Raw genomic sequence first — 22,214 nt, forward strand, 5'->3', positions numbered from 1 at the left:
CGCGCGGGGGAGAGGGGAAGCCGGTGAGCTCAATTAAATACCTGGGGAGTTACAATTATTTTATTTTCTGAACCATTTTGAGTAAGCAAAAGCGCTATATTTGCTTCAATCGCCATAATTTCATTTTCGCCTGTGTCCATAATGTGCTGATCATTTCTTTGAAACAGCTCCGCTTTATTCTCGCCCCAAGGTAAATCAAAATCAGTTTTTCCTATGATTTCATGACCATATTGAAAGCCTAGACTTCTTGCTTGACGATTGTTACAGCCTAGATAGATGCCATTTTTGCTCTTCCAATATACATGTCCTGGCATGTTGGTGACGATGTTTTCTAAAGTGGATTGCATTTGCTCTTGTGTAGAACGAAGAATAGATTCTTCTTCTTTACGATGAGTGATGTTTAATGAGGTTCCAATGATGCCAATGACGTTACCTTGCTCATCATGTAAAGGTGCTTTTCTTGTTAATACAATAACCTGCTGTCCTGATGCTAAGGTTACTGTTTCTTCGACCTCGAGTGGTGTATTTAATGTCATTACCTTTAAATCATGCTCACGTAATATTTGTGCGGTATCGGCCCAAGGCATCTCAAAATCGGTTTTTCCGAGAATAGAAGCCATGCCTGCCATTTCCAGCAGAGTCTACTTGGTTTGTAGATTTTTTTTCTGACATCACAAGCTCCCTTTATGTTTTTATAGTTATAGGCTTGATTTAATAAACTCACAAGATCAAACTACTATCTCCTGCATAATTTACTCAAAATAGACCACCTACAATTTCTCCCCAGTAAAAATTAAATTTAATCAGATTTAAACTATTATAACCCTGTATTAGAATCAAAACTTAATCAATGAGGGGCTGCAGTATGAGTATCGTGACACTTTTCGAGCAATTGGCTAGCACAACTCACCATAAAGTAAATTTTGAAGAGTTATTAAAAGAAGAACATGAGAGCATACAACGTATGTTGATACAGAATGATGCATCATCTCTAAAAGCTCATTTTCAATGAAAAGGCAATGCTTGCTGATCGAACTACAATTTTTGATCTCTAGATTTTCAAGATGCTGTTTTGCTAGACATGCAAATAAATTCAGATAAATCTTCATTAGTTGTTGTTGGATGTGGAATTAAGTTTTGTGCTCATTTAACTACAGAGGCAATTGCTTATATACAACAATCTGATATTGTTCTTTATTTAGTAAATGATCCAGTTCTGAAGTCATGGATACAAAAACAAAATCAAAATACAGAATCATTGGATCTTTTATATGGTTCGTGTTCTTTTCGTGCGGAAGCTTATCAGAGTATTACTAATTATGTTTTAGAGCATCTCTATCAAAAAAAAACATGTATGCTTTGCTCTGTATGGTCATCCAAGTGTTTTTTCCAAACCAGGATTAGAAGCAGTTAAACAAGCGCAAAAAAAAGGTTATTTCGCAAAAATTTTACCTGCCATATCTGCAGAGGCTTGTCTTTTTGCTGATCTATTGATAGATCCTGGCTCTTCAGGGTGTCAATCATTTGAAGCAACGGATTTTTTAATTCATCAGCGACAGTTTGATGCTTCATCTCATTTGATTTTGTGGCAAATTGATGCGGTAGGCATTATTGATCATGGATCAACAAATAATAAAAAAACAGGTATTTTGCTTTTGTTGGATTATTTAAAGCATTTTTATCAGCCTGTAGATGAAATTATTATCTATGAAGCAGCACAATATCCTGGTTTTGAACCTAAAATAATCCGGATACAGTTACAGTATTTACCAGATATTCAATTATCTACTCTTTCAACTTTATATGTTCCACCTGTAAAAAAGCTCTTTGCAATCAGGCAATATTAAGTAGATTAAAATAAAAATGACGGATTATTTAATAACTTTTGCTAGAAAATATGCAGCAAACTATAAAGGATTACCCAGGTTTTGTTGGCAAGGTATTATGTTAATTTGTATTAATACATTTACAATAGGTATTTGTTTTTTTCTGTCGCTTTATTTTGTTACCGTTCGACACTTTACTCCATCGATGACTGGACTGTTACTTTCTTCTTATGGTTTAGGTACTATATCTGGTGGGCTTATTATTGGTAAGTTGTCGGATAGATTCTCCCCTAGACATATTTCAATCTTTAGTCTCTTAGTGCAATCTGCTGTGTTTTTTCTTTTAATTTACTTACAATCAGCCTTTATGTTGATGGTTAATTTGTTTTTGCTTGGATTTGCAGCTTATGGATTTAAAATATCCAACAATGTCTGGATGCTTGGTATGTGTAGAAATGATGCAAATTTACATTATAAAACGATTAGTATTTCTCATGTTGCTGCTAATTTTGGGTTAGGGTTATCCGGTGTGCTCATTGCGAGTATGATCACTTATGGCTTTCAGTCAATTTTTTATTTATCAAGCTTGTTACTTTTGTGCTCTGCACTTTATCTTTTATTCCAAAATAATCCGAGCATTAACGTACCATTATCAATTAAAGAACAGTATTATGACAGCCATACAAATGGAGCTAAGATAATCTCATTATTGGTTATTTCATGTGTTTTTTTCGTCGGACTAATTATTGCGCAGCTAAGTTCTACTTATCCCTTGTATATTCAAAGGTTATTTCCATATTTAGGAGTGAAAGCTGTAAGTATTTTATTTATTTTAGATACATTCTTGATTGTCTTTTTTCAAGCGCCATTGACTACGTTGGCAGGTAAGCAAAATAAATTATTGGTGACAGGATTTGGAGCTTTATTAATGGGCTTGGGAATGCTGATTTTAAGTTATTCTTCTGTATTTGCTCTGGCTGTTTTCTCCTGCATTATTTGGACACCGGGTGAAATGCTCTTTATTTCTACAGCTCAACTTCTATGTTATGAGCACAGCAGCCATCAGAAGACAGGACAAAGCTTGGGATTATTTCAAACTGCATTTGCAACAAGTAATGTGATAGGATCAACATTAGGCGGTATCATTTATCAGAATTGGGGTGGAAATTTACTCTGGCATTGCAGCATGCTCATCGGGACAATGTGTTTTTTGCTGTGTTGGTATTTCAGCAGAATCTATACTGACACAACCTCTTAAGAAGGAGGCATCTGCTGCAAATACTGCTTCTGAGGTATGTGGAAATAAAGTATTATTGAATCGACGATCATTATTTAATAGTTCGAGAGAGTTTCTAAGTATGTTATGAGTATCTATAGCGTTATGAAAATAGTTGAATTTAACGAATTTTGCAATTTGTCCGACAACAGTATCAGAGGACAATGTCCCATCTTTTGATAATTCTTCAATAAAAATATTCATGATATGTTCCAGTTCACGCATTTCATTTATTGTACTGGCGGCTAAGCGTGATCTTGGTGAGAATACACGAGTAGCAGGATGCTGTAATGAGTAATATATTGGGAAATAATCTGTTTCAAAATTAAAGTGCTTAGGTTGCATTATGGTTGGTTTATATTTTTTTAAGCCATAAGACTCAACAAAAGCTTCTTGCAAGATATCAACAGGTAACGCATTATTATCTGTTGCAGGAGCATAACCAGGAGCTGCTCCTAAAGCAGTAGCAAATAAGTGTTTCGCTGTATCAACAAGGTAAGGGTTGGGTTTTAAATTACGATTTTTTTGGATGACTGAAAAAGTGATGTCATAATAAATTCTGTTTCGTTCATATTCATATAGCCTAGTTCCAGTAAATTGATTATAATCAATTACTTATGACTTATTCACTAGATTTTCGAAAAAAGGTATTAAAGATAAGAGCTGAAGAAGGTTTAAGTATCGAAGCGGCAGCTATTCGTTTTGGCGTAGGTAAAGCAAGCGTGATGCGCTGGCTTATTGCTCTGGAACCTCAAAAAAAACGAAATAAACCAGCAACCAAAATAGATATGGAAGCTCTTAAAAAAGATGTAGAACAGTATCCAGATAGTTATCAATATGAACGAGCTGCGCGTTTTAAAGTAAGTAAGACGGGGATCCGTTCTGCTTTAATTCGGTTAAAATTAAGCTATAAAAAAACATGGAATCATCCTAAAGCAGATGAGGAAAAGCGTTGTTCTTTTCAAAAAAGAATAGCTGCCTATCAAGAAGAAGGACGTCCTCTGATTTAGCTGGATGAAAGCGGCTTTGCACACAATATGCCGCGTACTCATGGTTACTCCTTAAAGGGAACCCGATGCTATGGGCAGCGTGCTTGGGGAGAGGGAGGCCGAATCAATGCCATCGGGGCATTACGAGATAATCAATTACTGACGGTAAGCTTATTTGAAGGAACAATTAATGCAGCAACCTTTAATAGTTGGATTGAGCACGATTTATTACCCAAGCTACCCCAAAAAAGTGTAGTTATTATGGATAACGCTGCTTTTCATAAAGACAAAACAATGCAGGAGCAATTAATGAAAGCTGGAGTAAGTTTAGAATATTTACCTCCTTACTCTCCAGACCTTAATCCTATTGAACATAAATGGGCTCAAGCTAAAAGCTTACGTAGAACTTTTAATTGTTCTATTGACGACCTTTTTCGCTTCCATTGCTTGTAATCATTTTATTGGGACTAGGCTATAGCTTATCACTAATTTTATGGGAACTATTTTTAGAACCATAAATTGAAGCTGAGCGAATAGAAATAAGTCCTGAAGAAAATTTAATTTCAACAGATGCTTTTCTTGCAGGGGCATTCTTTTTTTGAGGAACATGAATGAGTACTTCTTTTTTATTTGATAGGCTTTGTAGGTGTGTCCTCATATTCGTTTTCTCTGCTGAGAGGTTAGACCTAAGGGTAATCCATCCTCACTCAAGGCCAACGTACTATGAAGCAGCAAACCTTGTTTGTGTTTTGTATAAGCTTTCGAAATACTTCCTAGCCCTTGAGTTTTTATATGGGTATCATAGTCCAAATAGCTCGTATCTTGAACGCACAAAATGAAGGGATGTCCCTTTATCCTATTACACGTTTCCTGTGCATGAGAGGAATAGATATCAGCCTCTTTTAATTTTTCATGACGAAACAATCGGTACGCTCCCTTTGCCTCCTTCCAACTACCACAGCTTTGATTAATTGAACCCGATGCTTTGGCTTCAATAAGTTTACTTGTTTTTAAAAAACGCCTATTTAATCTTTTATCACCAAGATTAACATGCTGCAATTCCTTTTCTATCCAATGCTTACTAGTAGAACTTCTTTCCATAATCTCTCTATAGCTTATATTTTAAATTGTCTAATAAATCATACGATTATCTTAGTACTTTTTATTTATGGGTAAAAGTCAGGATTTAAATCAGGAGAATAAGGCCGGTAAATAAAGGAGCTTCGCTCCAGTGGCCTCAATCAAATTCCTGATTTTTACTGATTTATGAAAGCTGGCATAGTCAATCCCCACCAATATATCTTTACTTAATACAGGCGCCAGTACCTGCTCAACATACAGTTCAAAAACAACGGTATTACAATGCCCATCAAAAATAAAGGGGGCTATGAAATTCTGGCTGGATAACCCGCCTATCATGCTGATTCTTCTTATATAATGTCTAGGGTGAGCTTCATAGTGCCTAGTACTAATGGCACTGTATGCATGGGGATAAAAATCATTATCATTCATTCCAGATTCATCCACATATACTATCTGTTCAGCCTCAATGTCTTTTATCTTTTCTATGTAGGCTTTTCGTTTTTCTTCACTGCGTTCGGAGTAAGTTTGGCTCTTTTTTTTCTAGAATAGCCTATCTTTTTCAGGCATCGTCCAATGGTTGATTTACCTACCCCATAATGTTGGCCCATTTCTTTTTGGGTGTAGTCTGGATGTGCGTCCACAAACTCTTTAAACTCCTCCACATCTTTAATCCCATGGCTGTGCCCTTTCTGAAATCCAGTGTGCGGCTCTAGATTTCCAGTAGTTCTTTCCAGTTCCAGCCAGCTGTACAATGTATACTTACATATAGAAAATAGCTTATATACTTCTGTCTTTTTCATCCCACCATGAACTGCTGATACTACTCGTCTTCTTAAATCCAAACTATACGGCACTCATTACATCCTTGTTATAAAAGAAAAATTATAACAAATTATAGAGTAGAGGAGGTAGCGGGCAATGCTATATGTTATGAGATAGAGGAACTTGAGACTCTTTAGATGAAAATCCTTATAAAGCCTATGAAAATGGCCATTTACGCTTTATTCTACATGCAGAAAAGTTAAAAGGCCGCTGGAATTTAATTCGCTTCAAAGATGAAAAACATTGGTTTTTAATCAAGCCTCAAGATGAGTATGCTAGAAGTCAAGAAGATTAAGATTATGCAAATGATTTAGCTGCTTGATTATAACCTCTATTCTAATTCTTCTGACCCCAGCTAGCAAAAAAATAGTGACCCTTTGTTTTTAGTCTATAATTTTTAAAGCAAAATAAGGTTTTATCACAGGGAGAAAAATTATGGGATACATCATTGCATGGTTGTTGGGTGTTCCGGTCAGTTTATTAGTATTAATTTGGTTGGTTTCTCACATTTAAAATAAGGATACTTTTATTATGGATAATCAAAAATGTTATAAAGCGACCTTAACTCATATTCATTGGACTGCGATTATTGCAGGAGCCTTTGTTGGGGTGGGACTTAGTTTTTTGCTTAATATTTTTAGCATGGCAATTGGTTTAAGTGCCTATAGCTCTTTACCAAATGTAGCTCCTACTATTGCAATAGGTGGGGTTTTAGGTTTACTAATAGGAGTTATCGTCTCAATGGGGGTTGCAGGATTTGTAGCGGGGTATTTAGGTCGATTCCATCATTGTTATTGTCATGGAGGGGTCATTTATGGCTTTATTACTTGGAGCTTGGTATTAATGTTAAGTGCCCTGTTAATCATGCCTTTTACCCATTATGTATCGTTTTATGAGGAAAATTTAGATCCTAATCTTGCTCCTACACAAATATCTTCAGCAGATGTTAACGTCTCTGTGACTCCTTCACAAAATACTTCAACACAAAAAATGATGGATACTAATCCGAAACAATTACATTGGAAGGGTTGGATACTTTTTGTATTATTTTTTCTTGGCGGCATATCAAGTTGTATTAGTGCCTGCTACGGTATGTGCTGTGAAAAAGAAGAACAACTGATGAAGGCTAACTTATAGAGAAATCAATGATATATATTTCCGCAATTTATATAATTGCGGAAATTTTTTTAAATAAATTAGGATGTGATACCAGGGAACTCTCTTTTGACTAAGGTGGTCCTCCGCGTAAAAGCAGAACAATAAGCAAAATTAGAAGTATTAATCCAACACCACCACTAGGATAATATCCCCAACCCGCACTATAGGGCCATGCCGGGAGTAACCCTACTATAAGTACAATCAATATTATGAGTAAAATTAAGTTCATCTCAAAGTTCCTTTTTCGGATAACCATTTTAAATATAGCTTAAAAAAAGTAAATCACCTATTCCAGTTCATTTGTGTTGGAAGAAAACTCATTTAAAATGTGAGGCTAGTTTTGATAAACTTCATTCGGAATTATATGTTTAAAATTCAGTGAGGTATTAGGTGACCCTATTAGGTATTTTGTAATTATCGTCTTACGATGCTTAGACATTTATTCCCTTTCGCAATTAAATAAACTTGGCTATCTTTGGTTAACCGATGAGAACCACAAGAGATATCTTTGCTTTGAGGAGTGTTTTTTCTATATCCAAATGAATAGTTGCTATTAATAGGTCTTTTACCCGTATAACTTCTACCGGAGCCTCCTATTTTTTTACCGTTAACAGCGTATCCTATTCCGGCAGCAGTTTGATCGTTAGTAGTTACTGTTTATATTGATGGTATTAGCCCCAAATACATAGGAAGAGCCGATGAAACAAGCCCCAAAAATTATTTTTTTCATATTTTCTTCCTTGAGTAGATTCTAATCCAAAAAGAAATTTTAAATCCCCAGCTTGCAAGAGCTTGATTTCTAATAAACATAATAAGTTTATAAATGAAGCTGGATTATATTATCCAGCTTCATTTAATATGATTAATCTTTTGCTTCGCAAGTTATTTTTGTGCAATCGCGACAATTTTGAGCTGCAAAAGAAAAAGATTGGGCTGCAGAACCTTGGGTATTCGCCATTTTATCATCTGCAGATTTATCACTAGGATTATCACTGCTACTCGCATTTGTAGTACAAATCCATTTTGAATTCATATCTGTTTGAGTTGCAGCAAAGCCAATAGATGAACTTAAAACTAAAGAGCAAATAATTAACTTTTTCATAACATTTCCTTGTTTCATAGTTTTTAATTAATGTCTTGTGTCATTTTGGAAGTCTTTAACGGCTTTCTCAGCTTCATCTTTGGAGTAACCATAATGTTTTTGAAGTTTTCCAAAAATTTCTTGGTGGTTTCCTTCAATAACTTTATAGTCATCATCAGTTAATTTACCCCAAGTTTTTTTCATTTTACCTTTGAGTTCTTCCCATTTTCCTTCAAATATATCTTTATTCATTTTATTCTCCTTAATAAATTTCCCTTAAAAATATAGGACAATGTGTTAGAAAATGCCAATTTAATTTTTTACTTCGCAACTTATTTTTGTTAAGTCGCGGCAATTTTTAACAGCAAAAGCAAAAGATTTAATTGGAGCAGGTTGACCATGAGCCATTGTCTGAACGTTTACCGCTATTTTAAGGATGCAAATGGGATAGGAAACACTTATTAGTGACTTTGTTATGATTTTATCTCTTATTTGTTGCTAACTCCAAGCCGTGTTTGTAGCTTGCGCTTGCAAGTACTGGATCACCCAGTTTTTCATGCAGTTTACCTAAGGTTGCATAAGCAATAGGTGAGGGTTCTATTTCATTGGATTGTTCTAAATAATGTCTCGCTTTTCCCCATAATTGTTGCTTAATGCATAGTTGACCAAGGCATAGATAAAGTGCAGCGGAGTGCACATTCTTTTTTAGCATGCTTTCAGCAAATGCTAACTGTTTTTCATCACCAGGTAAGCTACTGTAGAGTGTAATCAATTGTGGATTAAATTCTTTACGCAGAGCACGACGCAATAATTTTTTTGCAGTGTCATTATCATTGTTTTTTAGTAAAAACTGGACGTACTCCGCAATCACTTCGGGTTCCGTAGCTAAGATTTTAGGCATGGAGTGATATAATGAATTTATTGCTGCAACCTGATTTTGTTTGGCCAGATCCATCAATGCCTGTAAATACATATTACGTTGTAAGCGTTCAAATTCTTGTAGTTCAAAGACGTGATATTTTTTTATATCTGATAATAAGGCAATTAATTGCGGCCAATCTCGTACTTCTTGGTATAATTGTACGAGTAGTTTTAATACATAAGGATGGCGTGGCGCTATATCATGAAGATGTCTTAGGGTTGCTAAAGCTTGCTCCCATTGATGATTGGCTAATTGTAACTGAGCTTGTGTTAATTCGACTGCGATTTTAGCTTCTGGCATAGATTGCTGTGCTTCACGTAAGAAGTCATCACGTAATTGACTGTCTCCCATTTTTTGTGCTGCACGGGCTGCAGTTAAATAATTGAGTAGAGGGGTATCCGTATTAGGTAACGCCTGGATCAAATGATTTTGGGCTTGTTTCCAATAACCTTCACTGTATTCGATCAATCCCTTACGCGTAATTGCTTGTGCTTTTTGCGCCTGACGTTTGGAATGCCAGCGACTTATGGCTTTAGGTGTATGAGAAATTTTATGGCAAAGACGTATAAATAGGTATATCAGTAAAAATAAAAACAGAAGACTTAAAATTGCTATCCATAATGTGGTTTCAATCGTCCAGTGATTAAGGGCAATCAATACATAACCTGGATCTTTATTCAGCTGTATGCCAACAATGATTGCTGCTAGTAATATAAAAAAAGAGAGAAACAAACGGGTCATTGTGCGTTTCCTCCCTGATTAATGGTGCTGGAATGTTTTGTTGATGATTCCTGAGAGGCAATCAATTGATTTAGTAGAGGCAGGGCTGTGCCAATTTCTGGTCTTTTCTGTGTGATTTGAATTTGTTGTAGTTCATTGAGTTTGTTGATTAAGGCCATAGTGTTTTGCGCATGTTGATTAAAATTTTTTTTAAGCGTAGTAATGGCCTGAGTTAACACTAATTTATACACCTCCGGATTACCATTTAAAACTGCCCATTGTGCCTCTTGCAGATTAAGGCAAATGTTTTCTTTTACTATGGCTTCATAGGCTGGAGAAATAAGTGGCTTTATCTGCTCATCATTGCGGCGAATGACCACCAGTTTACTCAATACTTGCATACTGTCTTGTAAACGCAAGCGCCAAACAGGTAAAGCCTTTTTTGATGAGTCGAGTTGTTCTTCTGCTTTTGTTTTTTCATCGTTGATGACCGCTAGAATGCTCAAATCATTTAGACTGGTTTGAGTTGCATCTAACTGGCTTAAAATCCCTGCAAGATCAATTTTTGGAAGCGCTTGTATTTGTGCAATGTCTTTAGCAATAGCTTGGCGAATCGCGAAGATTTTAGGATCATGAACCTGTTGTAATAATTGGTCGGCTTGTTGTAAGAGTGCCACTGTTGAATCAAAATTTTTGCTCCAATGAGCATTAATTTGAGCCAATTCAAGATAATAGCGTGCTTTGAGTAACTGCCAATTTTGATTTTGGTAAAATTTTTGGCTCATTGCCGTTTGTAATTGATTATTTAATGCATCAAATTTGGCTTGTAAAGAAGAGCGTGTTTCTTCAATGGTATTTGTTTTCGTTTCAATTTGCTCTTGTACTTTTTCTTGTTTTTGTGCAACTGTATCTATTTGTGCCGATAAAAGATTATTTTTATCTTTTAACTGATTTTGTATGTGTTGGTTTTGAGAAATGGTATAAATCGAAGTGGCTAAGGCTCCGCAGGCAATCAGCATTGCTCCTGCAGTCATAAACGATTTATTTTTAGGTGCAAAAGTGTTGGAATTGCTTCCAGAGTTAGGATTTGGCTTCACAGTTGAACTTAGTCTATTTTCTTCAGTGTTTTTAGGTTCTCTAGTGCTATTGGCCATAAGTTAATCCTTGGTAACATAGTCAAACAACGAGTCCATTATCCCGTCTGGATGACTACGAATAATATTTTTTATCCCCAATGACGAGGCTGCCTCTGCCAGGCGTTCGCTGAGCACCAGGCATGTTTTATTGCGTAGCCAAGTATGAGCCTCTTCTTCAAATAACTGAAAAAGATGATTGATGGATTGCTCACTAGTTAACAGTATAATATCCACTAAATCATCATGCCATATTGATTTAATAAATTGATGGTTTATTTTCGGTAACGTCCGTTGATACACGCGCAAGACGTGCAGATTAGCACCTTTATGCGTTAGTGTTTCTTCGATTAGCGGTCTTCCGCCTTCTCCTTTGATGAGCAAAATATTTTGCTGACCAGGATTCGTGAGTGTGTTTAATGCTAAAACATGTTCGCTGTTTGCTTGCTCAGGAACCTCATTGACGCGAATATGCAACTGCTGCAGGGCGTTGGCACTGGCCTTACCAATAGCAATGATTTCGATAGAATCAGGCCATAGAATTTGCTGTTGTTTTAGCACACTAAAATAATGCTCAACAGCGTTGGCACTGATAAAGATTGCTTTTTGGATAGTGCTTAAATCAGGTAAGGAGCGTACCCAAGTTTGAGTTGCTTCAATTTTTATCGTAGGTAGTTCAATGGCAATACCCCCCGCATCACGAATGGCTTGACTCAAAGGTGCATTTTGTCCTTGGGGACGTGTATTTAAAACACGTAAATTGTGCAGTAATCGCTTCATTTAGGAATTGACGCAAGTAATTTTTCTGCTCCTTGGTCGAGCAGTGATTGAGCGCATCGAGTAGCCATCAGTGGTGCGTTTTCCAATGTGTCGATTTGTTCATACTCGAGCATTTGGCTGCCGTTATAATTTAGAATTTTTGCACGTAGTATCAGTCGCTTATCCTTCGTTGGGGCACAAAATACAGCAAGTGGTACATGGCAATTTCCTCCTAATAAGGCATTTACTTTTCGCTCTGTATGTACACAAATAGCAGATACTTGATCATTTAGACCTGCAATTAAGGCGTTTATTTCATCATCATCTGTGCGACATTCAATGGCTAAAGCCCCTTGCCCGCAAGCAGGGAGCATGATCCTAGCAGATAACTGTTCGCTAATTTCTTGCTTAAAACCCATGCGCTCTAAACCTGCTGCCGCCAGAATAATGGCATGATATTCTCCAGACTCAAGTTTGGCTAAGCGTGTATTGATATTGCCACGTAACGGTTTGATGGTGAGATCAGGCCTATATGCCAGTAATTGTGATTGACGTCTAAGACTGCTTGTACCAACAATCGCATCTTGCGGGAGTTTGTCGAGGTGATGATATTTTTTACTTACGAGTACATCAAAGGGATTATCGCGTTGACAAATAGCCATTAAATTTAATCCTGCAGGAAATTCCGCAGGCATGTCTTTGGCAGAATGCACTGCAAAATCTGCTCTTTGTGCAAGTAATGCCTCTTCCAGTTCTTTGACAAATAACCCTTTACCACCCACAGTCAACAATTTATCGTTAAGAAATTTATCACCAGAAGTGGTCATCGGCAAAAGTTCTATGGTCAGTTGCGAGTGCTGTTTTAGTAAAAGATCGCGGACATGATTGGCTTGCCATAAGGCTAGAGGGCTTTGACGAGTTGCAATGCGGATTGTTTTGGTGCTCATAGGCAACAACCATTTGATTGATGATGGGCTATGATACCATTTTATTTTAATTTGTGTAGGTTGGACCTTTTGTGGTCCAACGCGATTATTTTGCTGCACGCAAAGCAATAGCAATGAATATATAAGTCCAACCACTGACGATCATATCAATGGCAATAAACATTCCAATGACCCATAAACCACTGATTGGCCATTGCAGTAAAATAAGCATTCCCAACATTAATGAAATAATCCCTGCGAATAAGATCCAGCCCCAACCTTTGGTATCTCTAACAGAGAACGACATGGCAATACGGACAACTCCTATAATAATAAGAGCCCAAGCTAAAAGCGCCGTGATAATGGTTGACGCTAATAAAGGATCGTATAAGACGATACCGGAAGCAATGATGTAAAGAATTGCAATCAGAATTTGCCACACAGCTCCTTTCCATTGCTTGTACTTAAATGCATCTGCAAAATGGAACAATCCAGAAACCAAGAGCAGGGCACTGAAGAAATACATGCTCACAATCGTTAGCATAATATCCATACCTAAGCCAATACAACCTAAAATTAAGAGCAGGATACCTAAGCCTAGGAGCCATCCCCAATGACGTTGAAATGTTTCTGTATCCGGAATATCCACAACATTTTTATTATTAGTCATATCAGTTCCTTTTTGTGGTTTTAACTTTTAATATAGCCTATTTCTATAAAGAAGGCTGATTTTATAGAGTGAGAGCAATTAATTGCTATGTTTTTAAGCGAATTAGTACTGCTAAGCTGGAAAAAAAACCTACTTATGGGTATGATTTTAAATTGTGTTTATGAGGTGTATGGGTATGAAGCAGTTTGTTGTTTTACTTTTTTGTTGTTCTTTGGTCCCTGATGTAAGCGCAGACACAGAGCGTGAGCAAACACAATTAAGAATTCAACCCGTAGGCCAAGTGACGATAGACGGTTCGGCGACGATGGCGACGAAAGCTCTTGAGGCGGTGCCTAAAAAAGAACCGGGCCAGGAAATCTATGAGCAACATTGTACAGTTTGTCACAAAGACGGTTTGGCGGGTGCACCAAAATTTAGAAATGAACACGATTGGAGTCCTCGTTTGCTTGGTCGAACATTAGATGATTTAGTTGCTTCTTCAATAAAAGGTTTGAATGCTATGCCTACAAAAGGAACTTGTCTTAAATGCAGTGAGGATGATCTGAACGCTGCGATCGCTTATATGTTGCCCAAATCATGACTAAATTAATGCATCAACGAATCCAAACATTTAATGCTTTGGTGACGCTGTTTGTTTTGTTTGCGTCTTTTTATTTTCAATATGGTTTAGGCTTAGCGCCTTGCCCCTTGTGTATTATGCAGCGTGTTTGTGTGTTTATTTTATTAGGGCTAATGTCCTTAAGTTTTCGCACGTTAAGGCGAGCGCATTGGGTTAGTTTTCTGCAAGTTTTTTTTGCTGCTGCAGGATTATTCTTTGCCTTGCGACAATTATGGTTACAATCCTTACCGGAGTCACAAGTTCCTGCCTGTATGCCAGGATTCGATATTTTAGTTCGCTATTTTCCATGGAAGACTATTGCCCAAACAATGCTGTGGGGAACAGGTGATTGTGCGGAAGCAACCTGGCATCTGTGGGGGATTTCCATGGCTGGTTGGTCGGCAATGTATTTTGCGTTTATGTTGCTTATGGGGCTTTTTTTATTTTGGTGTACACGTCCATTGGGTGTAAATAGAAATAATCCTTTATTGTAACTTCAAGCGATATTACCTGGAGTTAATTTTTACTTAAATTGTTAAGGTTTTATTAAGTTCCTCATCATTCCTAGTGGTGTTTTTCACCTTGGATGGTTTTTCTTCAAAAAACGAGGAGGGTGAGCAGAGTGCTGTTTTGCTTTGAGACATTAATTTTTTAAATGCTGCAATACGCTTTACAGATTCGGGATTATGTTCAATTGCTTGGTTTTGTACTAAGTCTAATAATAATTTTCGTGGTTGATGGCATACAATCAGCATGTCACATCCCGCGGATAATGCTCTTTGTGCCCGTGTGTTCAGATCACCAATATCAGCTCCTTTCATGCTCAGGCAATCACTAAGAATTAAGCCTTGAAACTTCAATTGCGTGCGTAAAATTGTTTTCAGCCAAGTACTTGAAAAACCGGCAGGATTTTCTTTATCAATTGCCTCATAGGTTACATGTGCTGGCATCAGAGCAGGCAATAATCCCTTTTTGATTAACTCGATGAAGGGTTTTAAATCATTAGCCATTAATTCTTCAAGACTGGCTTTGGATACAGGCATGCTGATATGGGAATCTGAGTTTACTGAGCCATGACCGGGAAAATGTTTACCGACTGCTGGCATACCTGCTTTATTCATGCCTTGAATAAAGGCGCTGGCTAAATCAATAATTGCATCGGGGTGGTGGTGAAATGCTCTGTCTAATCCGGCAATGATACTGCACTGATTATGGAGATCAAGAATGGGAGCCAAGCTTAGATTAACGCCATGCACTAAGAGATCATTGGCCATTATTTCACCATATTCTTGGGCAAACTCCAGGCCTATTTGTTGATCCTTATCATACACTTTACCATAAGCGCGAGCGGCAGGAATAGAACTGAAACCACGGCGCTGAAAGCGTTGTACATTGCCACCTTCATGATCTGTAGCAATGAACAAATCTGGATTGATTTCTTTAATGTCAGTGACTAATTTTTGTAATTGTTTGCCATTGATGAAATTGCGTGTAAACAGGATAACTGCCCCTACATTAGCTTGCGTTAATAGTTCACATTCAATTTCAGAAAGTTCAGTTCCTTCTATATCAATCATGAATTGCAATGGCATAAATTGTAGTCCTCTTGTAAATTAGTGCATGATTTTATCATAGATTAAGCAGCAAGTAATATTCTAAATACTAGCAATCTATAGTTGAGTTAGCTATCATCGCATTTTTTGAATTACGTCATTATCTTAATGAAAACCTTTTCCTGCGAAGTGTTGTATCGACACTCGGCAACTAAAGCGCGTGTGACTCGCGTGACTACGGCACATGGTGAATTTATAACACCTGCTTTTATGCCTGTAGGTACTCGGGCTGGTGTGAATAATATGACTCCTGCAGAATTGCAGGTAGCGCATAGCCAAATTATTTTAGGTGGCAATACTTATCATATGCTCTGCGCTCCAGGTATGGAAGTTATTGAAAAGGCTGGAGGGATGCATCCATTTATGGGATGGCATGGGCCTATGCTCACCGACAGTGGTGGTTTTCAAGTATTTAGCCTTTCTAAGAATAAAGAAATCTGTACTATTGATGAAGAAGGGGCTCATTTTAAGTTACCTGGCACACAGAGGCTTATTCATATGACGCCAGAAATGTCTTTAGAGACGCAAAAGATCATTGGCGCAGATATCATTATGGCTTTTGATCAGTGCACCCCTGATAATTGTACCAAGGATGAAGTAGGGCAAATTATGACACGTACTCATCGGTGGTTGCAGCAGTCAGTACGTTATCACCAAACTCATCTTTGTTCGCGCTATGGATACCAACAAGCTTTATTTGGTATTATTCAAGGAGGCATTTTTAAAGATTTACGCCGCGAAAGTGCCGATTTTGTGGCCTCAATGAATACGGATGGCATTGCCATTGGTGGTGAAACGGTTGGCTTTGATATGAAAATCACAGTTGAGGTCATTCGTTGGGTGCGTGATTATTTACCGGAAAACAAACCACGCTACACCATGGGCGTTGGTATGTCTCCGCAAGATCTTTTGGATGTTGTTGCTGAAGGAATAGATATGTTCGATTGTGTTGCGCCAACACGTAATGCACGACATGGAGCTTTATATTGTGGCAAAGTTGTGCAAGAAGGAAATTGGTTACGTTTTGCCAGTGAGCATGAGAATGAACGCATTCAAATTAAGAAATCATGTTTTGCTGAGGATATGTCACCGATTATGGCGGATTGTACCTGTTACACTTGCCGTTATTATTCACGCGCTTATCTACACCAATTGTTTAAGCAAAAGGCTAATTTGTTTACGGCATTAGCTTCGATTCATAATGTTCATGTGATGCATGATGTTTGTGATAAAATGCGTGATTTCGTAATTAATTCACAGGAGAAATAATGGTAGTTATTAGCACATCTAAAGGGGATATTCATCTCCAATTAGATACAGAAAGCACGCCCGTTACTGTAGAGAATTTTTTAAGCTACGTTCGTAGTGGTTTTTACGATAACACAATTTTCCATCGTGTTATTTCTGGCTTCATGATCCAAGGTGGTGGTTTGAATTCTGATATGGAACAAAAGCAAACACAAACTCCTATTAAGAATGAAGCTAAAAATGCGAAACCCAATAAACGTGGAACAATTGCTATGGCAAGAACGATGGATCCTCACTCTGCTACAGCACAGTTTTTTATTAATGTCGCAGATAATGCTTTTTTAAATTTCAGCGGAGAAAACATGCAAGGCTATGGTTATTGTGTGTTTGGTGAAGTGACCGAAGGAATGGATGTTGTTGATGCCATTGCTAAGGTAAAAACAGGACAAAGCAAAGGGCATGCAGATGTTCCTGTTGAAGAAGTTACCGTTCTTTCTGTTAAAGAAGTTGCGTAGGGATGTTGAATCAGGGCCTTTAGTCTGACAGACATGGGCCTTGCGCTTTTGTAACTAATTATCGGCAGCTATTTTCCTGCAGACGTTGATCCACGCCTATAGTGTCACATGTTTTAAAAATTGAATATAATCTGTTGGAACAATACTGGCCTATTTTATAAAAATCCTCACTTTGAGTTGCGAATAAGTCGCGAGTATGGGCACAGGATTTTTTGCTTGCTAAAGAGTAAATCATATATTCTTCTTCAATTTGTGCGGCCAAGCTTATTCCTAGTGGATAAGCGTGCTTAATTTGCTTTAAGTAATAAAGCTCGTCATAACGGTTATGAGAATATAAATTTTGCCAATAATCATGTTGGCATAATTTAAGCCATTGAAATTTATAAGTTTTATCACAACGCCAAAGTGGGCTACTAAATAAATTAAATTCTAAGGATGGAGTTGAAGATAAAGTAAGTAATTGATTGTCTTTGCTAATACGCGTACATGCAATATGATCAATTTCATGGATGCCTAATACATCACGAAATACAGAGGAGACTTTACCTTTAAAAGCAAACAGCATTTCGAGAATATCAGGGTGGAGCCTTACATTATTACGACTTCTTTCCATAAAACCATTCTTATTTTATGTTCCATGTGGATGGCTAAAATGCTTTACTGAAGCTAAAGCCAAATCAATAATTTTTTTAGACTGCTCTTCATTTGCATTAATCATACTTACATCATGAACTAACTCCATTAAAAAATCAGTCACTTCCTCTTTTCCTAGCGCATCATTATATAGGTTTGCCGCTTTAGTGAAAATATAGTGCAGTAAAATTTTGCTAATAGCGATTTTGTTTTCATTAATATTTTGATCAGTGTGAGATTCACCAAATAATAACCATCCGGGTGAAACATTTAGTCTGGCCGCAATTTCTACCAGTTTTAGTGGTTCAGGAATTGTTTCACCCCGGAGATATTTTCTGCAAATTTGTAAAGAGTAACCAGTAATTTCAGAAAGTTTATGGATACTTACCCCAGATGTGGAGCGTTGAGAATTAAATCCAGCAGCAATCATGGCATCCCGTAAACGGTATGCAAATTGTTTTGTTAGATCAACTTTTTCCATGAATGTGCAAAAAACCTATAGATTGAGGGCCTCATACAGTGTAACAAAGCGAAAGCTAACCTGCAAATATTAGTATTTTTGGAAACTTTTAGTTTCTTTTGGAAATTAAAGGTTGACAATAGAAACTAAATCGATATAATGACTGTGAAATTTACGGAAAAAATTTCACAAATAGTCCAAACAAACATGGAAAAATCGTGATACACGATGGAACAGGTATCACACAGTTCAACAAACGGAAAAAGTGGTCTAACCCATAGTGGTTACAACCTCGCAGACATCTAGGCCTGAATAACCCCCATCATTCAGGCCTTTTTTTGATGATACAAAATAATAGTGGAACACATAGGTGTAAAAAAGTTATGTAAACAGTCAAAAGTCAATAAAAAATTAACCGGGGAAAACAGTTAAATTATTTGCATTATAATATCTGCTTATTATATACTGCTTGCCAAATAAGGACTCAGGTCTGTTTATAGGCACGTAGCTCAGTGGTAGAGCACCACCTTGACATGGTGGTGGTCGGTGGTTCGATCCCACTCGTGCCTACCATACAATGAATTTACAATACATTGCTAGAATAAGATGATATGCCTTTTCCGGCATTAAGTTATTACGGTTTAAGCCCTGCGATGCAGGGTTTTTTTTTGAAAAGAAGTGGTTACGGAACGACGGATACAATCATGCCAAACATTAAACTGCCTGACGGAAGTGTAAAACATTTTGAAGCACCGGTGACTGTGTATGATGTTGCTCACAGTATCAGCCCAGGTTTAGCTAAAGCAGCGATTGCTGGGCGTGTTGATGATCGTTTAGTTGATACTTCATTTCTTATTCAGAAAGATATCGCGTTAGTGATAATCACCGAAAAACAGAGTGAAAGTCTTGAAGTTATTCGTCATTCTACAGCGCATTTACTCGCGCAAGCAGTGAAAAGTCTTTTTCCTAGTGCGCAGGTGACCATTGGTCCGGTGATTGAAGATGGTTTCTATTATGATTTTGCGTTTGATCGTCCGTTTACGCCAGAAGACTTAGAACGCATTGAAGCCAAAATGGTTGAGTTTGCGAAAGCGAATTATTCGGTTACACGCAGAGAATTACCGCGAAATGAAGCGATTAAATACTTTAAAAGCATTGGAGAAGAGTACAAGGCGAAAATTATTGAAGATATCCCTGAAGGAGAGATTCTTTCTCTCTATAAACAAGGAGATTTTGAAGACTTATGCCGTGGTCCCCATGTCCCTGCAACCGGTTTCTTAAAAGCATTTAAGCTGACTAAAGTAGCGGGGGCTTACTGGCGTGGTGATTCTAATAATGAAATGCTACAACGTATTTATGGTACCGCGTGGGCAGATAAGAACGCATTGGCTGACTATTTATTCCGTATCGAAGAAGCGGAAAAGCGAGATCATCGCAAATTAGGTAAGGCCTTGGAGTTATTCCATTTTCAAGACATTGCTCCAGGCATGGTGTTTTGGCATCCCAAAGGATGGACCATTTACCAACAATTGGAACGCTATATGCGTTTACGTCTGGTTGATTTTGGCTATCAAGAAATTAAAACACCACAACTAGTAGACCGTGTGCTTTGGGAAAAGTCCGGGCACTGGGCGAATTTTCGCGATGAAATGTTTGTTACTGAGACCGACAACCGTTTCTATGCGGTGAAGCCAATGAATTGTCCTTGCCATATTCAAGTCTTTAACCAAGGTTTAAAAAGCTATAGAGATTTACCTCTACGATTTTCTGAGTTTGGTAATTGCCATCGCTGTGAACCATCAGGTTCCTTACATGGTTTAATGCGTGTACGTAATATGGTACAGGATGATGGGCATATTTTTTGTACTGAAGACCAAATCCAATCTGAAGTAGACATGATGTTGCAGCTCGTGCAATCTGTTTATACTGATTTTGGATTTAGCGAAATTAAATACCGTCTGGCTTTACGCCCCGAAAAACGAGTAGGTAACGATGCTGTTTGGGATAAAGCAGAGGCTGCGCTGAAGCAGGCAATGACTGACAGAAATATTGAGTGGGTGGATGCACCTGGAGAAGGCGCTTTTTATGGCCCTAAGATTGAATGTTCTTTAGCTGATTGCTTAGGTCGTATTTGGCAGTGTGGAACCATTCAAGTTGATTTTTCCATGCCAGGGCGTCTTGATGCCAGTTATGTTGCAGAAGATGGCAGTAAGCAAACACCAGTAATGGTGCACCGTGCTATCCTTGGCTCTTTTGAGCGCTTTATGGGAATTTTGATTGAGCATTATGCTGGAAAGCTGCCGTTATGGTTGTCTCCAGTGCAGGCGGCAGTGCTTACAATTAGTGAAAAACAAAACGAGTACGCAGAAAAAGTAACACAAAGTTTGCAAAAAAGAGGTGTTCGCGCCAACTTTGACTTGAGAAATGAGAAAATTGGTTTTAAAATTCGCGAGCATACCTTACAAAAGGTTCCTTATCTATTAGTGATTGGGGACAAAGAAGTCGAATCAGGCCAGGTAGCAGTACGTACTCGTAAAGGAGTCGACTTGGGTGTGATGACAATAGATACAATTTGTGATACCTTAACGCAAGAAATTGCCCGTAAGGGATCAATGACCAATTAACAAGCAGGGGAGATTAAGCCATTAGTGCACCGACTAAGCGTGAAAGTGATCGCGCAAGAATTAATGAACAGATCAATGTACCTGAGGTACGCTTAATTGATGTCGATGGTAATCAAGCGGGAATTGTTTCAACTCGCGAAGCCCTGCGTGCGGCAGAAGAAGGTGGGTTAGATTTGGTGGAAATATCACCAACAGCCAAACCGCCGGTATGTCGTATTATGGATTATGGTAAGTTTCTCTTTGAACTGAGCAAAAAACAAGCTGAAGCCCGTAAAAAGCAAAAGCAAATTCAGGTTAAAGAACTAAAATTCCGTCCTACAACGGAAGATGGGGATTATCAGGTCAAGCTACGCAACCTGATACGTTTCCTGAATCATGGCGATAAGGTCAAAATTACGCTACGTTTTCGTGGTCGTGAAATGGCTCATCAAGAACTCGGTATGAAGATTCTTGAACGTATTCAGCAGGATACTGCTGAGTTTGCTGTTGTTGAACAACATGCAAAACGCGAGGGAAGACAATTACTAATGGTTTTAGCGCCCAAAAAAACAAAGTAGCAAAAACAATGCGGAGTAGAGTGTTATGCCGAAGTTAAAATCACATCGTGGAGCTTCTAAGCGCTTCATTAAAACTGCAAGTGGTCGAGTTAAACGCCGTGGCGCTTACAGAAATCACATTCTCACCAAGAAATCTACCAAAGCAAAACGTCATTTACGCGTAGGTGCTAGTAGCTTGAAAGCGTGCGATGCTCGTTTAGCAGAACGTATGTTGCACGGTAGTTAAGGGGAGAATGAATAATGCCAAGAGTTAAACGTGGTGTGACTGCAAAAGCACGTCATAAGAAAATAATGGATTTAGCAAAAGGTTATTACGGCGCTCGTAGTCGTACTTATCGTGTTGCTAAGCAAGCTGTAATTAAAGCGGGCCAATATGCATATCGTGATCGACGTCAGAAAAAGCGCCAATTTCGTGCATTATGGATTATTCGTATCAACGCACAAGCTCGTGAATGTGGCTTGTCATACAGTCGTTTGATCGATGGTTTGAAAAAAGCATCGATTGAATTAGATAGAAAAGTATTGGCTGATATGGCTATTCACGACAAAGTGGCTTTTGCTGCAATAGCTGAGAAAGCGAAAGCTGCATTAGCAAATTAAT

At 37.8% G+C, this 22,214-nt stretch carries 32 protein-coding genes and 1 tRNA gene; 16 read left to right on the forward strand and 17 right to left on the reverse strand.

The window, feature by feature from the left end; genetic code table 11:
• Window positions 1–29 precede the first annotated feature (29 nt).
• A complete protein-coding gene (locus tag QM652_RS03120) occupies window positions 30–620 on the reverse strand; it encodes a PAS domain-containing protein (RefSeq protein ID WP_415072785.1) in 591 nt (196 codons plus the stop codon).
• Window positions 621–865: 245 nt separating this feature from the next.
• Between QM652_RS03120 and QM652_RS03125 the strand changes: the two genes are divergently transcribed.
• The 4 genes from QM652_RS03125 to QM652_RS03140 all read left to right on the forward strand — a co-directional run bounded on the left by QM652_RS03125 (window position 866) and on the right by QM652_RS03140 (window position 3,084).
• Window positions 866–1,012, forward strand: a complete 147-nt coding sequence (locus QM652_RS03125; protein WP_415072787.1) for a hypothetical protein — start codon at window positions 866–868, stop codon at window positions 1,010–1,012.
• Between the two features lie 69 nt (window positions 1,013–1,081).
• A complete protein-coding gene (locus QM652_RS03130) occupies window positions 1,082–1,414 on the forward strand; it encodes a hypothetical protein (RefSeq protein ID WP_415072789.1) in 333 nt (110 codons plus the stop codon).
• Window positions 1,415–1,490: 76 nt separating this feature from the next.
• Window positions 1,491–1,847 carry a hypothetical protein gene (locus QM652_RS03135; RefSeq protein WP_415072791.1) on the forward strand — a complete coding sequence of 119 codons (357 nt, stop codon included), beginning with the start codon at window positions 1,491–1,493 and terminating at the stop codon, window positions 1,845–1,847.
• A gap of 16 nt (window positions 1,848–1,863) precedes the next feature.
• Complete coding sequence (locus QM652_RS03140) at window positions 1,864–3,084, forward strand: MFS transporter (protein WP_415072793.1); 1,221 nt, start codon at window positions 1,864–1,866, stop codon at window positions 3,082–3,084.
• On the opposite strand, the gene QM652_RS03145 is transcribed toward QM652_RS03140, so the two are convergent.
• Window positions 2,995–3,501: a hypothetical protein gene (locus QM652_RS03145; protein WP_415072795.1), complete on the reverse strand. Its 507-nt coding sequence runs from the start codon at window positions 3,499–3,501 to the stop codon at window positions 2,995–2,997. The two genes, QM652_RS03140 and QM652_RS03145, sit on opposite strands and share 90 nt — an antisense overlap.
• A 218-nt stretch (window positions 3,502–3,719) precedes the next feature.
• On the opposite strand from QM652_RS03145, the gene QM652_RS03150 reads away from it, so the two are divergent.
• Both QM652_RS03150 and QM652_RS03155 read left to right on the forward strand, forming a co-directional pair.
• Window positions 3,720–4,112, forward strand: a complete 393-nt coding sequence (locus QM652_RS03150) for an IS630 transposase-related protein (RefSeq protein WP_415072797.1) — start codon at window positions 3,720–3,722, stop codon at window positions 4,110–4,112.
• 27 nt (window positions 4,113–4,139) lie between these two features.
• Entirely contained in the window at window positions 4,140–4,544 is a 405-nt protein-coding gene (locus QM652_RS03155; RefSeq protein ID WP_415072799.1) for a transposase, read from the forward strand.
• A 19-nt stretch (window positions 4,545–4,563) separates the two neighbouring features.
• Here QM652_RS03155 and QM652_RS03160 read toward each other — a convergent pair whose 3' ends face one another.
• The 4 genes from QM652_RS03160 to QM652_RS03175 all read right to left on the reverse strand — a co-directional run bounded on the left by QM652_RS03160 (window position 4,564) and on the right by QM652_RS03175 (window position 6,028).
• Entirely contained in the window at window positions 4,564–4,749 is a 186-nt protein-coding gene (locus QM652_RS03160) for a hypothetical protein (protein ID WP_415072801.1), read from the reverse strand.
• Window positions 4,746–5,192, reverse strand: coding sequence for a transposase DNA-binding-containing protein (locus QM652_RS03165; protein ID WP_415072803.1), 447 nt, complete (start codon window positions 5,190–5,192; stop codon window positions 4,746–4,748). Before QM652_RS03165 ends, QM652_RS03160 begins: the two co-directional genes overlap by 4 nt.
• A 90-nt stretch (window positions 5,193–5,282) precedes the next feature.
• Window positions 5,283–5,618, reverse strand: coding sequence for a transposase (locus QM652_RS03170; RefSeq protein ID WP_415072805.1), 336 nt, complete (start codon window positions 5,616–5,618; stop codon window positions 5,283–5,285).
• Between the two features lie 38 nt (window positions 5,619–5,656).
• Window positions 5,657–6,028 carry an IS630 transposase-related protein gene (locus QM652_RS03175; protein WP_415072807.1) on the reverse strand — a complete coding sequence of 124 codons (372 nt, stop codon included), beginning with the start codon at window positions 6,026–6,028 and terminating at the stop codon, window positions 5,657–5,659.
• Between the two features lie 499 nt (window positions 6,029–6,527).
• Between QM652_RS03175 and QM652_RS03180 the strand changes: the two genes are divergently transcribed.
• Window positions 6,528–7,133 carry a hypothetical protein gene (locus QM652_RS03180; RefSeq protein ID WP_415072809.1) on the forward strand — a complete coding sequence of 202 codons (606 nt, stop codon included), beginning with the start codon at window positions 6,528–6,530 and terminating at the stop codon, window positions 7,131–7,133.
• A 91-nt stretch (window positions 7,134–7,224) separates the two neighbouring features.
• Here QM652_RS03180 and QM652_RS03185 read toward each other — a convergent pair whose 3' ends face one another.
• The 8 genes from QM652_RS03185 to QM652_RS03220 all read right to left on the reverse strand — a co-directional run bounded on the left by QM652_RS03185 (window position 7,225) and on the right by QM652_RS03220 (window position 13,365).
• Window positions 7,225–7,410, reverse strand: a complete 186-nt coding sequence (locus tag QM652_RS03185; RefSeq protein ID WP_415072811.1) for a DUF3309 family protein — start codon at window positions 7,408–7,410, stop codon at window positions 7,225–7,227.
• A gap of 606 nt (window positions 7,411–8,016) precedes the next feature.
• The gene (locus QM652_RS03190) at window positions 8,017–8,256 is read right to left on the reverse strand and encodes a hypothetical protein (RefSeq protein ID WP_415072813.1); all 240 of its coding nucleotides are present in this window, start codon (window positions 8,254–8,256) and stop codon (window positions 8,017–8,019) included.
• A 27-nt stretch (window positions 8,257–8,283) separates the two neighbouring features.
• Window positions 8,284–8,487, reverse strand: coding sequence for a CsbD family protein (locus QM652_RS03195; protein ID WP_101901931.1), 204 nt, complete (start codon window positions 8,485–8,487; stop codon window positions 8,284–8,286).
• Between the two features lie 229 nt (window positions 8,488–8,716).
• A complete protein-coding gene (locus tag QM652_RS03200; protein WP_415072815.1) occupies window positions 8,717–9,898 on the reverse strand; it encodes a heme biosynthesis HemY N-terminal domain-containing protein in 1,182 nt (393 codons plus the stop codon).
• The gene (locus QM652_RS03205; protein ID WP_415072817.1) at window positions 9,895–11,031 is read right to left on the reverse strand and encodes a uroporphyrinogen-III C-methyltransferase; all 1,137 of its coding nucleotides are present in this window, start codon (window positions 11,029–11,031) and stop codon (window positions 9,895–9,897) included. Before QM652_RS03205 ends, QM652_RS03200 begins: the two co-directional genes overlap by 4 nt.
• Before the next feature lie 3 nt (window positions 11,032–11,034).
• Complete coding sequence (locus QM652_RS03210; protein WP_415072819.1) at window positions 11,035–11,790, reverse strand: uroporphyrinogen-III synthase; 756 nt, start codon at window positions 11,788–11,790, stop codon at window positions 11,035–11,037.
• Window positions 11,787–12,716: a hydroxymethylbilane synthase gene (hemC, locus tag QM652_RS03215; protein WP_415072821.1), complete on the reverse strand. Its 930-nt coding sequence runs from the start codon at window positions 12,714–12,716 to the stop codon at window positions 11,787–11,789. Before hemC ends, QM652_RS03210 begins: the two co-directional genes overlap by 4 nt.
• Before the next feature lie 85 nt (window positions 12,717–12,801).
• The gene (locus tag QM652_RS03220; RefSeq protein WP_415072823.1) at window positions 12,802–13,365 is read right to left on the reverse strand and encodes an HdeD family acid-resistance protein; all 564 of its coding nucleotides are present in this window, start codon (window positions 13,363–13,365) and stop codon (window positions 12,802–12,804) included.
• Window positions 13,366–13,540: 175 nt separating this feature from the next.
• On the opposite strand from QM652_RS03220, the gene QM652_RS03225 reads away from it, so the two are divergent.
• Together QM652_RS03225 and QM652_RS03230 are read left to right on the forward strand one after the other, a co-directional pair.
• Window positions 13,541–13,945 (forward strand): c-type cytochrome, encoded by a 405-nt coding sequence (locus QM652_RS03225; protein WP_415072825.1) that lies wholly within the window; start codon window positions 13,541–13,543, stop codon window positions 13,943–13,945.
• The gene (locus QM652_RS03230; protein WP_415072827.1) at window positions 13,942–14,457 is read left to right on the forward strand and encodes a disulfide bond formation protein B; all 516 of its coding nucleotides are present in this window, start codon (window positions 13,942–13,944) and stop codon (window positions 14,455–14,457) included. The genes QM652_RS03225 and QM652_RS03230 overlap by 4 nt, the downstream gene beginning before the upstream one ends.
• Window positions 14,458–14,490: 33 nt before the next feature.
• Here the strand turns inward: QM652_RS03230 and nagZ are convergent, their stop codons facing one another.
• Entirely contained in the window at window positions 14,491–15,555 is a 1,065-nt protein-coding gene (gene nagZ / locus QM652_RS03235) for a beta-N-acetylhexosaminidase (RefSeq protein ID WP_415072829.1), read from the reverse strand.
• Window positions 15,556–15,684: 129 nt separating this feature from the next.
• Between nagZ and tgt the strand changes: the two genes are divergently transcribed.
• Window positions 15,685–16,845, forward strand: a complete 1,161-nt coding sequence (tgt, locus tag QM652_RS03240; RefSeq protein WP_415072831.1) for a tRNA guanosine(34) transglycosylase Tgt — start codon at window positions 15,685–15,687, stop codon at window positions 16,843–16,845.
• Window positions 16,845–17,339, forward strand: a complete 495-nt coding sequence (locus QM652_RS03245; RefSeq protein WP_415072833.1) for a peptidylprolyl isomerase — start codon at window positions 16,845–16,847, stop codon at window positions 17,337–17,339. Before tgt ends, QM652_RS03245 begins: the two co-directional genes overlap by 1 nt.
• A 58-nt stretch (window positions 17,340–17,397) precedes the next feature.
• On the opposite strand, the gene QM652_RS03250 is transcribed toward QM652_RS03245, so the two are convergent.
• Entirely contained in the window at window positions 17,398–17,952 is a 555-nt protein-coding gene (locus QM652_RS03250; RefSeq protein WP_415072835.1) for a hypothetical protein, read from the reverse strand.
• Window positions 17,953–17,967: 15 nt separating this feature from the next.
• Window positions 17,968–18,453 (reverse strand): helix-turn-helix domain-containing protein, encoded by a 486-nt coding sequence (locus QM652_RS03255; RefSeq protein ID WP_415072837.1) that lies wholly within the window; start codon window positions 18,451–18,453, stop codon window positions 17,968–17,970.
• Between the two features lie 477 nt (window positions 18,454–18,930).
• On the opposite strand from QM652_RS03255, the gene QM652_RS03260 reads away from it, so the two are divergent.
• From QM652_RS03260 to rplT, 5 genes are all read left to right on the forward strand, one after another.
• Window positions 18,931–19,005: transfer RNA gene (locus QM652_RS03260), tRNA-Val, on the forward strand.
• A gap of 131 nt (window positions 19,006–19,136) precedes the next feature.
• Window positions 19,137–21,056, forward strand: a complete 1,920-nt coding sequence (thrS, locus tag QM652_RS03265) for a threonine--tRNA ligase (protein WP_415072839.1) — start codon at window positions 19,137–19,139, stop codon at window positions 21,054–21,056.
• A 20-nt stretch (window positions 21,057–21,076) separates the two neighbouring features.
• On the forward strand, window positions 21,077–21,613 hold the full coding sequence (gene infC / locus QM652_RS03270; RefSeq protein WP_415072918.1) for a translation initiation factor IF-3: 537 nt from the start codon (window positions 21,077–21,079) through the stop codon (window positions 21,611–21,613).
• 25 nt (window positions 21,614–21,638) lie between these two features.
• The gene (gene rpmI / locus QM652_RS03275) at window positions 21,639–21,839 is read left to right on the forward strand and encodes a 50S ribosomal protein L35 (protein ID WP_415072841.1); all 201 of its coding nucleotides are present in this window, start codon (window positions 21,639–21,641) and stop codon (window positions 21,837–21,839) included.
• A 14-nt stretch (window positions 21,840–21,853) separates the two neighbouring features.
• Window positions 21,854–22,213 (forward strand): 50S ribosomal protein L20, encoded by a 360-nt coding sequence (gene rplT, locus QM652_RS03280; protein WP_415072843.1) that lies wholly within the window; start codon window positions 21,854–21,856, stop codon window positions 22,211–22,213.
• Window position 22,214: the final 1 nt, after the last annotated feature.

Source organism: Legionella sp., from assembly GCF_047605385.1.
Lineage (GTDB): Bacteria > Pseudomonadota > Gammaproteobacteria > Legionellales > Legionellaceae > Legionella.